Source organism: Olleya sp. NP1-10 (assembly GCF_055804415.1).
The window spans coordinates 2,913,607-2,927,148 of sequence record NZ_CM147840.1 but is presented as its reverse complement, the minus strand read 5'-3'; the positions used below and the strand labels follow the sequence as shown (position 1 = coordinate 2,927,148).

Annotated in this window: 13 protein-coding genes; 3 read left to right on the top strand and 10 right to left on the bottom strand. The window is 31.1% G+C overall.

What is annotated here, in order from left to right:
* Positions 1–3: 3 nt before the first annotated feature.
* Complete coding sequence (gene uvrA / locus AC0L4B_RS13725) at positions 4–2,787, bottom strand: excinuclease ABC subunit UvrA (protein WP_473437419.1); 2,784 nt, start codon at positions 2,785–2,787, stop codon at positions 4–6.
* 233 nt (positions 2,788–3,020) lie between these two features.
* On the opposite strand from uvrA, the gene AC0L4B_RS13720 reads away from it, so the two are divergent.
* A complete protein-coding gene (locus tag AC0L4B_RS13720; RefSeq protein ID WP_289044354.1) occupies positions 3,021–3,605 on the top strand; it encodes an RNA polymerase sigma factor in 585 nt (194 codons plus the stop codon).
* Between the two features lie 56 nt (positions 3,606–3,661).
* Positions 3,662–3,817 carry a hypothetical protein gene (locus AC0L4B_RS13715; protein ID WP_473437418.1) on the top strand — a complete coding sequence of 52 codons (156 nt, stop codon included), beginning with the start codon at positions 3,662–3,664 and terminating at the stop codon, positions 3,815–3,817.
* Positions 3,818–3,904: 87 nt separating this feature from the next.
* Here the strand turns inward: AC0L4B_RS13715 and AC0L4B_RS13710 are convergent, their stop codons facing one another.
* Positions 3,905–4,555 (bottom strand): endonuclease III domain-containing protein, encoded by a 651-nt coding sequence (locus AC0L4B_RS13710; protein WP_473437417.1) that lies wholly within the window; start codon positions 4,553–4,555, stop codon positions 3,905–3,907.
* A gap of 35 nt (positions 4,556–4,590) precedes the next feature.
* Between AC0L4B_RS13710 and bcp the strand changes: the two genes are divergently transcribed.
* Positions 4,591–5,046: a thioredoxin-dependent thiol peroxidase gene (bcp, locus tag AC0L4B_RS13705; protein ID WP_473437416.1), complete on the top strand. Its 456-nt coding sequence runs from the start codon at positions 4,591–4,593 to the stop codon at positions 5,044–5,046.
* Between the two features lie 72 nt (positions 5,047–5,118).
* Here bcp and AC0L4B_RS13700 read toward each other — a convergent pair whose 3' ends face one another.
* From AC0L4B_RS13700 to AC0L4B_RS13665, 8 genes are all read right to left on the bottom strand, one after another.
* Positions 5,119–5,838, bottom strand: coding sequence for a YebC/PmpR family DNA-binding transcriptional regulator (locus AC0L4B_RS13700; protein ID WP_473437415.1), 720 nt, complete (start codon positions 5,836–5,838; stop codon positions 5,119–5,121).
* 124 nt (positions 5,839–5,962) lie between these two features.
* Complete coding sequence (locus AC0L4B_RS13695; protein ID WP_473437414.1) at positions 5,963–8,008, bottom strand: S41 family peptidase; 2,046 nt, start codon at positions 8,006–8,008, stop codon at positions 5,963–5,965.
* Between the two features lie 17 nt (positions 8,009–8,025).
* Positions 8,026–8,319: a 4a-hydroxytetrahydrobiopterin dehydratase gene (locus AC0L4B_RS13690; RefSeq protein WP_054851113.1), complete on the bottom strand. Its 294-nt coding sequence runs from the start codon at positions 8,317–8,319 to the stop codon at positions 8,026–8,028.
* A gap of 26 nt (positions 8,320–8,345) precedes the next feature.
* Entirely contained in the window at positions 8,346–9,176 is an 831-nt protein-coding gene (locus AC0L4B_RS13685) for a sugar nucleotide-binding protein (protein WP_473437413.1), read from the bottom strand.
* Positions 9,177–9,191: 15 nt separating this feature from the next.
* A complete protein-coding gene (locus tag AC0L4B_RS13680; protein WP_473437412.1) occupies positions 9,192–10,106 on the bottom strand; it encodes a glutaminase in 915 nt (304 codons plus the stop codon).
* Positions 10,107–10,113: 7 nt separating this feature from the next.
* Positions 10,114–11,184 (bottom strand): glycine cleavage system aminomethyltransferase GcvT, encoded by a 1,071-nt coding sequence (gene gcvT, locus AC0L4B_RS13675; RefSeq protein WP_116822857.1) that lies wholly within the window; start codon positions 11,182–11,184, stop codon positions 10,114–10,116.
* Between the two features lie 153 nt (positions 11,185–11,337).
* The gene (locus AC0L4B_RS13670; protein WP_473437411.1) at positions 11,338–12,468 is read right to left on the bottom strand and encodes a YARHG domain-containing protein; all 1,131 of its coding nucleotides are present in this window, start codon (positions 12,466–12,468) and stop codon (positions 11,338–11,340) included.
* A gap of 144 nt (positions 12,469–12,612) precedes the next feature.
* Complete coding sequence (locus tag AC0L4B_RS13665) at positions 12,613–13,533, bottom strand: YeiH family protein (protein ID WP_473437410.1); 921 nt, start codon at positions 13,531–13,533, stop codon at positions 12,613–12,615.
* Positions 13,534–13,542: the final 9 nt, after the last annotated feature.

Sequence of the window (13,542 nt, the reverse complement as noted above, 5' to 3'; positions counted from 1 at the left end):
AACTTATAATTTCTCTTTTAAGTATTGGGCAGTTAAACTTGCTTTTTCTATAACAACTTCTTCTGGTGTACCAAAAGCAACTAAATGACCACCATTTTCACCTCCTTCAGGACCTAAATCAATAATATGATCAGCACATTTTATTAAATCTAAATTATGCTCCACCACAATAATTGAATGTCCTTTAGCAATTAAAGCATAAAACGATTTTAATAGCTTCTGAATATCATGAAAATGTAGACCAGTTGTAGGTTCGTCAAAAATAAATAATGCTTTATCTTTTGTATTTCCTTTACCTAAAAAGGTTGCTAATTTTATACGTTGTGCTTCTCCACCAGATAAGGTAGAACTACTTTGTCCTAAAGCAACATAACCTAAACCAACATCTTGTAAAGGTTGTAGCTTGTTTTTGATTTTAGTTACTCCGTTTTTATCAAAAAATGCAATAGCATCATCGATAGTTAGATTTAAAATGTCGTCAATGTTTTTATCGGCAAAGGTGACTTCTAAAACTTCCTTTTTAAAGCGCTTACCTTTACAGGTTTCGCATTCTAAATGGACATCAGCCATAAATTGCATTTCAATAGTAACAACACCTTCACCTTTACAGGTTTCGCAACGTCCACCATCCACATTAAAGCTAAAATGTTTGGCTGCATAATTGCGTATTTGACTTAACTTTTGTTTGCTATATAGTGCTCTAATATCATCATAGGCTTTGACGTAAGTAACAGGATTAGATCTTGAGGATCTACCAATTGGGTTTTGGTCAATAAACTCGATATTTTTAATATTAACAAAGTTACCTTGAAGTTCAGAAAACTGTCCAGCTTTATCACTAACACCAGTTAAATGCTTTTGAATAGCAGGATATAATATTTTTTTAACCAAAGTACTTTTTCCACTTCCAGATACACCAGTAATTACGGTTAACATCTCTAAAGGAAACGATACGTCAATATTTTTCAGGTTGTTTTCTCTTGCTCCAATAACATCAATACTATATTTACTAGTACGTCTAGTTTTAGGGACTTCAATTTGAAGAGATTCGTTTAAATATTGTGCTGTTAAAGATTTAGATTTTAAAATGTCTTTAAAAGTTCCGACTGCGACAACCTCACCTCCTAATGTACCTGCCTCTGGGCCAATATCTATAATTTGATCGGCTTCTTTCATGATGTCTTCATCATGCTCTACCACAATTACAGTATTACCTAAATCACGTAATTGTTTTAATACTAGTATTAAACGTTCGGTATCTTTTGGATGTAAACCAATACTGGGTTCGTCCAGAATATACATGGATCCAACCAAGCTACTTCCTAAAGAGGTTGCTAGATTGATACGTTGACTTTCTCCACCAGACAAGGTATTTGACTTTCGGTTTAAGGTTAAATAATCTAAACCTACATTATGTAAAAATTTTAGTCTGTTTTTAATTTCGACTAATAATCGTTCTGCAATTTTAGTATCGTATTCATTTAATTTTAAGTTTTCAAAAAATACGGATAACTTGTTTAAAGGAAGTTCGACTAAATCTGTAAGTGTTTTATCTCCAATTTTTATAAAATTAGATTCTGGTCTTAAGCGTTTGCCATGACATACTTTACACTGCGTTTTACCTCTGTAACGCGATAACATTACTCTGTTTTGAATTTTATAAGCTTTGCTTTCTAACTCAGCAAAAAAGCTATTAAGGCCTTCAAAGTGTTTATTACCATCCCAAATAAGATTTTTATGAGCTTCGGTTAATTCAAAATAAGGTTTGTGTATAGGAAAATTAAATTTATGAGAGTTGTTAACCAGTTGGTCTTTATACCAACTCATACTGTCTCCACGCCAAGGGTAAATAGCGTTTTCGTATATTGATAAGGCAGTGTTTGGTATAACTAATTCTTCATCAATACCAATAACATCTCCATATCCTTCACATTTTGGACAAGCTCCATAAGGATTATTAAAGCTGAATAAATGAACGTTTGGTTCTAAAAATTGAAGCCCATCTAATTCAAATTTATTACTAAAATGACGTAAAGTTTGATCTGCTAAGGTTTCGATATAACAATTTCCTTTACCTTCAAAAAACGCAGTTTGTATAGCGTCTGCTAAACGGTTGTAAAAGTCATCATCATCTTTAGTTACAATCCTGTCAACAACCAAAAATACGCCTTCTGTAGACGTTAAATCTTTAGCATCATCAATACGCACAACTTTATCTTTAACTTTTAGTCTTGCATACCCTTGAGCATTTAATGCTTTTAACTTGTCTTGTAATTCACGACCTTCCTCTAATAATAAAGGAGCTAACAATAAAAGTTTTTGATTTAACTCTAAAGTTTTTATGTAATTTATTACGTCTGTTACAGTGTCTTTTTTTACTTCTTGACCAGAAATAGGAGAGTAGGTACGTCCAACTCTGGCAAATAACAGTTTTAAATAGTCGTAAATTTCGGTGGTTGTACCAACTGTTGATCTAGGGTTGGTGCTGTTTACTTTTTGCTCGATTGCAATTGCAGGAGCAATACCTTTAATATAATCTACTTTTGGTTTGTTTAATCTACCTAAAAATTGTCTTGCATAACTGCTTAAGCTTTCTACATAACGACGTTGACCTTCAGCATACAATGTGTCAAAAGCTAAACTAGATTTTCCAGAACCTGATAATCCAGTTATGACCACTAATTTACGACGTGGTATAACAACATCTATATTTTTAAGGTTGTGCAATTTTGCACCTTTGATAATAATATTTTCTTTTGGATTTACTTCAGAAAGTATAGTGCTCATAGTTAATTTAGCCTGTAAGAATGCAAAGATAACATAAGTTACGCTCCTTTTAAAACAGATTATTGTGCAATAAAATGTTAAAAGTTTAATTTAATTTTGTTTTTTCGGAATGATTGTTGTTATATTTGGAGCATATCAAATCCTAACAAAACCTTTTTGCCTATACAATAACATTACTTTTAAATTTTTAAACCCCAACCAGAACACTTTTTTGGTGCCTAAAAGTAATGATTATGCGAAAAGACACAATTACAGATGCTATTCTTGTTAGTAACTATATTAAAGGAGAGGAATCTGCTTTAGAAGTGCTAATTACAAAACATAAACAACGTATTTATAGTTTTATTTACTCAAAAGTTTACGACAGAGATGTTGCTGAAGATGTCTTTCAGGATACTTTTATTAAGGTTATCCGAACTTTAAAACGAGGAAAATATAACGAAGAAGGTAAGTTTTTACCATGGGTTATGCGTATTGCACATAACTTGGTGATTGATCATTTTAGAAAAAATAGTAGAATGCCTAAATTTGATAACTCTGGCGAGTTTAATATTTTTTCAGTCATTAGTGATAATGCACTTAATGCAGAAAAAGTGATTATTAAAGAACAAGTTGAAGCTGATGTTAGACGTTTAATTGATGAGCTACCAGAGGATCAAAAAGAAGTTTTAATGATGCGTATGTATAATGATATGAGTTTTAAAGAAATATCAGAACGCACAGGAGTTAGTATTAATACTGCTTTAGGACGTATGCGTTATGCTTTAATAAACATGAGAAAGGTTATTGATAAGCATAATATTGTTTTGACTAACTAAAAGTGCAATAAAGTTATTTTTTTGTCGTTATCTTTTAAGAACAAAACTAAAGATATATGGCGAAAATTTACTCTGAAGAATCTAATACCCCAAAAAACCAGGATTTTAAATTAAATCCTAAAAATGAAACGATTAGTTTTATTTTAAATTACTCCAAGGCTTTAAGTGTTATAAATTATAAAAATTTGAAGTTTGAAGCACTTCAAAACTAAATTTTAAAAACGTCCTGAAAATTGCTCCAGGACGTTTTTTTAATTATATGAGTTAGGTTAAAAATAGTTTGTATTTAAAGAAACTCATTATTTTTTTGCATATTCTTTTAAAACAGATGCACGACCAATAGTTTTGGTTATAATATCTTTATCCAAATCCCAACCTCTTGCAGGCGAATATTCGCGACCATACCATATGATTTGAAGATGTAAGTCATTCCATAGTTCTCTAGGAAATAATCGTTTAGCATCTTTTTCAGTTTGTTGTACGCTTTTTCCGTTAGTTAAATTCCAACGATACATTAATCTATGTATGTGCGTGTCCACAGGAAAGGCAGGTACACCAAAAGCTTGACTCATAACTACGCTTGCAGTTTTATGACCTACAGCAGGAAAAGATTCTAAAGCTTCAAAAGATTCAGGTACAACTCCGTTATAATCTTCAACTAACATCTTAGATAAGCCATAAATACCTTTACTTTTCATTGGAGATAAACCACAAGGTCTGATAATGTCTTTAATTTCATCAACACTCATTTTAATCATATCATAAGGATTATCTGCTTTTGCAAATAATAATGGTGTGATTTGGTTAACCCTAACATCTGTACATTGAGCAGATAATAATACAGCTACTAGCAGAGTATAAGGGTCTTTATGATCCAATGGAATAGGTATCTCTGGATATAACTTTTTTAACGTATTTATAACAAATTCTACCTTTTCTTGCTTAGTCATTAGTTGTATTTTTGAATAAAACCAAAATTACAACTATGAACACATTAAAACAAGGTGATAAAGTACCTAATTTTACAGTAAATGATCAGGATGGAAACCCAGTATCTTTATCGGATTATAAAGGAAAAAAACTAGTGGTTTTCTTTTACCCAAAAGCGAGTACACCTGGTTGTACTGCTGAAGCTTGTAATTTGACAGATAATTATACTGCTTTGCAAGATAAAGGTTACGAAATTTTAGGTGTAAGTGCAGACTCTGAAAAAAGGCAAACTAATTTTAGAAATAAATACAGTTTTCCGTTTCCATTATTAGCCGATGAAGACAAAGAAGTTATTAATGCTTTTGGTGTTTGGGGTTTAAAAAAGTTTATGGGTAAGGAATATGATGGCATCCATAGAAAAACATTTTTAGTAGATGAAAATGGAGTAGTAGCACATGTTATTGATAAAGTAAAAACTAAAGATCATGCAGCACAAATACTTGAACTGTAACTTTAATTTTAAATTGATAGAAAATAAAAAAGCGACCATTGGTCGCTTTTTTATTTATACTATTGGAATAGACTAATCTTCAGTTTCTTCCATTGTATGATAGACGTTTTGTACATCATCATCTTCTTCTAACTTTTCTAATAGTTTTTCTACGTCAGCAGCTTGCTCAGCTGTTAATCCTTTAGTGACTTGTGGTATGCGCTCGAAACCTGAAGATAATATTTCTATTTCACGACTTTCTAATTCTGCTTGAATAGCTCCAAAGCTTTCAAAAGGTGCGTAGATTAAAATTCCGTCATCATCAGCAAAAACTTCTTCTGCTCCAAAATCTATAAATTCTAATTCTAATTCTTCTGGATCTAAACCTTCTGCATTAACTCTAAAGTTACAAGTGTGGTCAAACATAAAAACTACAGATCCTGACGTCCCTAAGCTACCATCACATTTATTAAAATAACTACGTACGTTAGCTACTGTTCTGGTATTATTATCTGTTGCAGTCTCAACTAAAACAGCAATACCATGAGGAGCATAACCTTCAAAAATAACTTCCTTGTAGTCACCTTGTCCTTTTTCGCTAGCTTTTTTAATGGCACGTTGCACATTATCTTTAGGCATGTTTACTGCTTTGGCATTTTGTATAACTGCACGTAAACGCGAGTTACTAGCTGGATCTGGTCCACCTTCTTTTACAGCCATTACAATATCTTTACCAATACGTGTAAAGGCCTTACTCATAGCAGACCAACGTTTCATTTTACGTGCTTTTCTAAATTCGAAAGCTCTTCCCATGTTATATATGTTTTTAAATTTCCGCTACAGCGAAAACTAAATAGTTAAATTTTTAATAGTTACAAATTTAAAAAAACTTTAATTTTTTGATGCAGTCGGTTTGAATAATTTTAAAATTGATTACTTATTGACTGATTTTAATTAAATCCTTTAAAATATTATAGCTTTCTGCAATATAAACATCTTTAGATAATTGTAGGATGACGTCTTGATTTAAACGATTGTCATCTGGATTTTTATCTAATAATTGTTGTGTAGATCTTGTGTTGTTAATAGCTATTAATGCTTGCTTAGTTTGCTCTGTAAAAATTTGATTGTATAAAGCCTTTTTGTTGTTTTGATTTTTAAAAACATTATCAATTGTAAGTGTGTATTTTTCACCTTTATTATATATGCTTTGTTTTAGTTTTAGGTTACTATTAGCTATTTTGGTAAAGGTAGAGTCAGACTTTAAGCGTTGTTTGTTAGTACTAATAACATAATCATAATTAGGTTTTGCTAAAGGATTATGTTTTAGTGTTGGCGTTACACTATGGTTTTTTAGTGCATAATTATAGTATTGCTCTTGACTATTTAGATTGTCATAGATAGAAGGTAATTTAATATCTGGTATTATACCTATGGATTGGTGACTTTGTCCTGTAACGCGATAAAAGGTTTCCATGGTAATTTTGCAAAACCCTAAGTTTTTTTCAATATCAAGCGGAAGTATACCTTGTGCACTAGATTTACCATGAGTTGTAGATCCAACAATTAATGCGCGATTATAATCTTGCATTGCAGATGCAAAAAACTCTGACGCAGAAGCGCTATAAGAATTAACTAGTACAACTATTGGTTTATTAAAAAATGTCCCACGTTTAACATCTCTAATGGTGTAAGTCTCTTTTTGATTGGTTTCAATAATTGTGACAGGTCCACGATCTATAAGCATGCCTATTAACTCGATTGCTTCTTGCATAGATCCACCACCATTAAAACGCAGATCTATAAGTAAACCTTGAATTTGTTGTTTTTGTAGTTTGTATAATTCTTTTGCAAAATCAGAGGATACACCACGACCATTTAATGATTCGTCATTAGTATAAAAACTTGGTATTTTTATGTACCCTAAATCTTGATCAGAACCAATTAAATAGCCTCTAATAGCATTGTCTTCGACTTTAATTTTAGTTTTAGTAATGCTTATGGTTTGTATGGTTCCGTTTTTCTTTTTTATAGTAAAAGCAATAGTTTTATGGCCTTCTTTATTACTAAATGCTTTTATGGCGTCATTAGATACGCATAAAGTGTTGAAGGTTGTACCGTTTGCAGTTAAGGATATTATGATATCATCCACCTCAAAGTTTCCGTTTATAAAAGCAGCACTTCCTGGAGTAATTTGTGCTATTGTGATTTGACCTTCTTTATTTTTTTCGGTAGTAATACCAAAGGACAATTGGTTACTAGATAGTTCTCCTTCATATATTAACTTTTCGGTTGGATTAAAAAATACAGAATGCGGATCATGATATTGTAAAAAGGCATTTATAAATGCGTCTTTTACATATCTATCTAAACCACCACTATTAGTAGTAAATTCTTCTAAGACACACAGTTGGTTTTTTACAATGTCTAATCTAGATTTAGCTTCTAGGATTTCAAAATTGTCTTTTATATATTGAATGTCTTGATTAGTATTTAATACATCTTTTAGCACTTTTAAAGCAACAACTTTTTCAATATTTAAAGCTAAAGTATCTAAGTTTTTAGCATAGGTATACTCTTTTTCTGGAACGTATTGCCATACTAAACCTCCAGAATAATCTAGTGTTTTGGTGTTTAATGACTCTAGGATTGCTTTGGTGTCTTTTATGCGTTGTGCTAATACCGTTTTAAAAGAGTCTATAAATAAGCAATTATCAGCATTTAAATACTCGTCTAATTGTAGTTGTTGGTTTTTAAATTGTTTGATATCTGATTGTAAAAAGAAATCTTTATCACTATCTAAATTAGTGATAAACAAATCAAAAACAGCTTGTGATAGGCTGTCATTAATAACTTTAGGTTGGTAATGGTTGTCTGTCACTAACTGTTTTACAGCAACTAATTGTTGACAAAAAATAGAGTCGTTTTGTGCTATAGAGACATTAAAAAATAAGGTAATAAGTAGGAGTAGGGGTTTATACATTTAGGGCATTTATTGTTTTAATCTTCATCCTCTTCAACAATATGCTCTATTGCTAATGCTAATTTAAAATCTTTATCAGTAACACTTCCAGCATCATGTGTTGTTAATGTTATTTTTAAGACATTATACTCGTTGGTCCATTCTGGATGATGGTTTAATGCTTCGCACTCAAAAGCAATACGACTCATGGCACTAAAACAATCTTTAAAATTTTCGAATTCAAATTCAGCATGAATCGCATTATCATAATATTCCCACTCAGGAAGTCTAAGTAAACGTTGTTCAATTTCTAATTTAGTAAGTGCAGTCATAAATTTTTTATTTAAAAATAAGAAATTTATACTTCTAAATCTGTTAAAATATCTTGACTTACTAATTGTAAATGGTCTGGAAGTTTATTTTTACTTGATAATACAGCAAGATAACGGTTGTTATTGGTTGTAAACACTTGCTTAAAGTTGGGTTTGCTAACACCAAGTGAGTTTAAAATTTCTTTAAAAAAATCGTCATGATGCACTAAATCTTCACTTCCTAAATGGAAGATTCCAGATTTATTTTGATTAATTATGTAGTGTATTTGTTGGGTGACTTTACTATCTGTAGTCACATTCATTATCAGGTTTGGAAAGACTTCTATAGGCTGTTTTTCTTTTAAAAAAAACTTTATTTCTTCTACTCTAGGTGAGTATGCACCAAATACCATTGGTAGTCTAATGATGGCATAATGTTGTTTTGGTAGACGCAACAACATGTTTTCTATTTTAATTTTAAAATGACCATACATGCTATGACTTAAGGTTTTGTCATCCTCATAGCTAGGAAACTTGCTGTAAGCATCAAACACATTGGCAGAGGATAAAAATATAAGCTTACTATCGTTAGCAATTAGATATTCTGTAAGATGATGATGTGCTATAATTTGAGCCGAAAAATTACCACGTAATGCCGAAATAATTATGGTAGGTTTTACAGTGTCAAGGATTTCAAAAATATCGTCTTCTTCTATATTATATTGAAAATAATGCTGGTTTTTACTAAACGCATAATTGTCTACAAAATAGGTTCCGTAGGTATTGAAATAGCCACAAAGCTCTTTATATAAAGCTTGTCCTAAAAAGCCACTAGCCCCTAAAATTAGAATACGATGTTTGTTATTTATCCCTTTCATTATAAGATATAACGTTTAGAAAATGGATAAATTGGTTTGAGTAGTAAATTGTTCTAAAGCTTGCATGCCTATTAATGAGTTTCCTTTGGCGTTTAAACCAGGAGCCCAAGTCGTTATAACGTATTGATTAGGCAGTAAGGCAACAATACCACCACCAACACCACTCTTACCAGGTAAACCAACCTCAAAAGCAAACTCACCAGACTCGTCATAAAAACCACAAGTTAACATGATAGCATTAATACGTTTGGCTTGACTACTTGAAATGTGTTGTTTATTATTAACACAACGTCCTTTATTAGCAAACACATAAAAGGCTTTAGCTACTTGAGAACATGTCATCTCTAAAGCACACTGATGAAAATAAAAATCCATAACAACATCAACATCGTTATTAAGATTACCAAAAGACTTTAATAAATTGGCAGCTGCCAAGTTATTAAAACCTGTTTCTTTTTCTGAAGCTGCAACTTTTAAATTATAGTCAATAGATTGGTCGTTTGCAATAGTTCTAACATACTGTAAAAACTCTTGCTTTGGGTTTTTAAACTGACTACATAATATGTCTGCAATTACAATTGCACCAGCATTTATTAACGGATTTCTAGGAATTCCGTTTTCTAGCTCTAATAAAGATAGGTGGTTAAATGGGTTTCCAGACGGTTCTACATCTACACGTTTCCAAATGTCATTACTTTCAAAAGCTATGGCTTTAGATAAGGATAATACTTTAGAAATACTTTGTATTGAAAAAGGCACTTCGGCATCACCAACACTAAAACTTTGACCGTTCATGTGCTGAATAAAAATACCAAACTGATTGACATCTTGTTTGGATAACTCTGGAATATAAGAAGCAACAACACCCTTAACAACGTTGTCTTTTAAGTTGTTATGGATGTTGTTTATAATTGTATTAAAATCTTGCATAAAGTATTTACGCCTTGTAAAATGGAAGTTTTACAACAGTTGCAGCCACTGCTTTTTTACGTATTTGAATATTAATTTTACTGTTTACATCTGCAAATACCGTTGGTACATAACCAAGTCCAATCCCTTTACCTAACATAGGAGACATAGTACCAGAGGTTACAACACCAATAGTTTTACCTTGACCATCAACAATATCATAACCTTGTCTTGGTATACCACGCTCATCAAGCTCAAAAGCCACTAATTTACGATCTACACCTTTGCGTTTTTGTGCTTCTAAGGCTTCGCTATTAGTAAAGGTTTTAGTAAATTTTGTTACCCAACCTAAACCAGCTTCAATAGGTGATGTTGTATCATCAATGTCATTTCCGTAAAGGCAATATCCCATTTCTAAACGTAAGGTATCTCTAGCAGCTAATCCAATTGGTTTAGCACCAGCTTCAGTAACTTTGTCCCAAATTTGTTTGACTTCGTCATTTTTACAATAAATCTCAAAACCACCACTTCCAGTATATCCAGTTGCAGAAATGATTACATTGTCAATACCAGCAAAATCGCCAACTTTAAAGTTGTAAAATTTAATTTCTGATAAATCATGACTAGATAAAGCTTGCATTTTTTCAACTGCATTTGGACCTTGAATGGCTAATAACGAGTAGTCTTCAGATAAATCACGCATATCTGCACCAACTGTATTTTTAGAGCTTATCCAGTTCCAATCCTTTTCTATATTACTAGCATTAACAACTAATAAATACTGTTCTTCTTTTAATTTATAAATAATTAAATCGTCAACAATTCCACCATCATCATTTGGTAAACAAGCATATTGTGCCTTGCCAATAGTTAACTTAGATGCATCATTACTGCTTACACTTTGTATTAAATCTAAAGCTTTAGGACCAGAAATTAAAAATTCTCCCATGTGTGATACATCAAACACACCACAGTCTTTTCTAACTGCTTCATGTTCTATATTTACACCATCATATTGTACAGGCATATTGTAACCTGCAAAAGGGACCATTTTTGCACCAAGTGCTTCGTGTGTTGCTGTTAAAGCTGTGTTTTTCATGAAATATATTTTTGTTTTACCGTCAAGCGGAAATTTTAAAATGTTGTCTAACAAAAGTATTGAAAATTATCGAGTTGGTTTTATGGATTACAGGTAATATCAAGTTAAAATTTTAGAGTATTAAATTTAAAATATAATATGTTATTATATCGTTTACTCCCAAGTATTACTCTTGACTACAGTTAGCCAATCCATGACTTGATTACTTAAGGTTTCTAGTTTAGCAACATAATTAGGGTTAGGTTTATACCAACTTTGTGTTAAGTAGTAATCTTGAATCACTTTTGTTTTAAAAACATAACCTTTTATGGCAAAGGGTAAGTTTCTTAATATTTTATAGGAATCTTCATCAATAGATTTTGTACACGTGTTATTTTCTTCTTTATAAAATTTAATACTATAGGGTAAATTATGCTTGGTATAATCAAATACATCATAATAATCTTTCATATAGGTAGCACTAGAGTAGAGACTTAATTCGCCTTTAGGCTTAAAGTTTTTCTTTTTAAAACTAATCTTACCACTATTGGTAATAAACTTTGTGTCTTTTGCTTTACTGTATTCATTTACATGATTAAATACTCTACCATCTTCAATATACCATTCGTTTTTATCTTCAAAAAAAGTATTCGAAATATTAAAATCTTGGTTGATTCCCATATCAATATTAAGAGTAAAGTCATCTATCTGATTATTTCCCCATCTATTGGCAGCTGTTAAGATATAATCAAAACTATATCTTTCTAAGACTGACCCTGACATATTAAAACGGTAAGTGTGTTTAATGGTATTTATACCTGGTTTAAAATTAGTATTAAAATAATATACGTAGTAAAACTCTGGACTATTACTATTAAAGTCTTCACCAATAACTTCTGATTCAGATTTTGCATCAATTGCACCATTAATGTAATAATTATCAGTATTAACCATAGCAGTTTTATGTTTCAAAAACTGGTTATTCATGATCACATCAAAATTTGAAATGTATGGATGTTCACCATTTTTTGGATAACCATTAACGTCTCCAAAAGGTGAAGGCGCCTCAAAACCTACTAAAATAGCTTTGCTTTTACTAGAATTAAAAAAAGTATAATCTACAGTGACATATACATAAGTTTCTCCATCCACAACTTTTCTAACAAGCGTCAAAACCTCTTTAGTAACTGTAACATCAGTCTCGTTAATAGGTATTAATTGGTTTCCGGAAGCGTAATACGCTCCATCATTTGCAAAGCAGTTAAAACCAAAAAGGAATAGGAATAAACCAAATTTAAAATTCATTATAGACTATTTAAAAGTTTTATATTTTTTTACCGTCAAGCGGAAAATAAGCCTGTGGTCTAACAAAAGTATTGAAAATTAAATTGCCAATTTGAAGTATAACAGCTTATATATAGCTTTAAGTTTATAACTGAAGCTATTGTTTTAATTTAAAATATACATTAATGAAAATACAGATATAAAAATCCATAAACTAACTGCTAAAAGTACAGGTTTACTTCCCAAAGCTTTTAAGTCCTTGATGTATAAAGTAGATCCAACAATAAATAATGTTAAGACCAAAAGACGTTTGGCAATAGTAACAATACTTAGAGTAATGTTTTGAGGTAATAGTTGGTAGCTATTAATAATTATAGCAATCACAAAAAGAATAATAAAGTATGGTATTTTAATTTTTTCGCCTTTAGTTTTAAAGTAAAACATCGTGAAAATGGATAAGGGAATAATCCACAATGTTCTAGATAATTTAACTGTAGTTGCAATTTTTAAAGCTTGATCTCCATAGGTTAATGCAGCTCCAACAACAGAGCTGGTGTCATGTATAGCAACAGCACACCATAACCCAAATTGCTCTTGAGTAAGGTTGAAAACATGACCTAAGGCAGGAAATACAAATAAGGCAACCGAATTTAATAAAAACACAATCCCTAAAGCAATACTAATAACACTACTTTTAGCCTTAATAATTGGTGCTATTGCAGCAATTGCACTACCACCACAAATAGACGTTCCAGAGGTAATTAAATGCCCCAGTTTTAAATCCATTTTTAAAGCTTTAGCTAATAAAACACCAAAAGTAACTGTTAATACAATTGAAAACACTGTTAATCCAAACCCTTGTTTTGTAGTTTGTAATGTGTCTTTAAAAAGCATACCAAAACCTAAACCAATTATAGATAGTTTTAGCAAATAACTAATAACTTTATGACTGTAAGTTTTAAAAGGGTTATCAAAAAGTAATGTAAATCCAAAACCTAACAACAATGCTGAAGTGCTATTTATGTAACCTAAAGCAATAGTTATTACAATAACAAGGTATAGGATTTTAGATAGTTTAGATTTCATATTACAAAA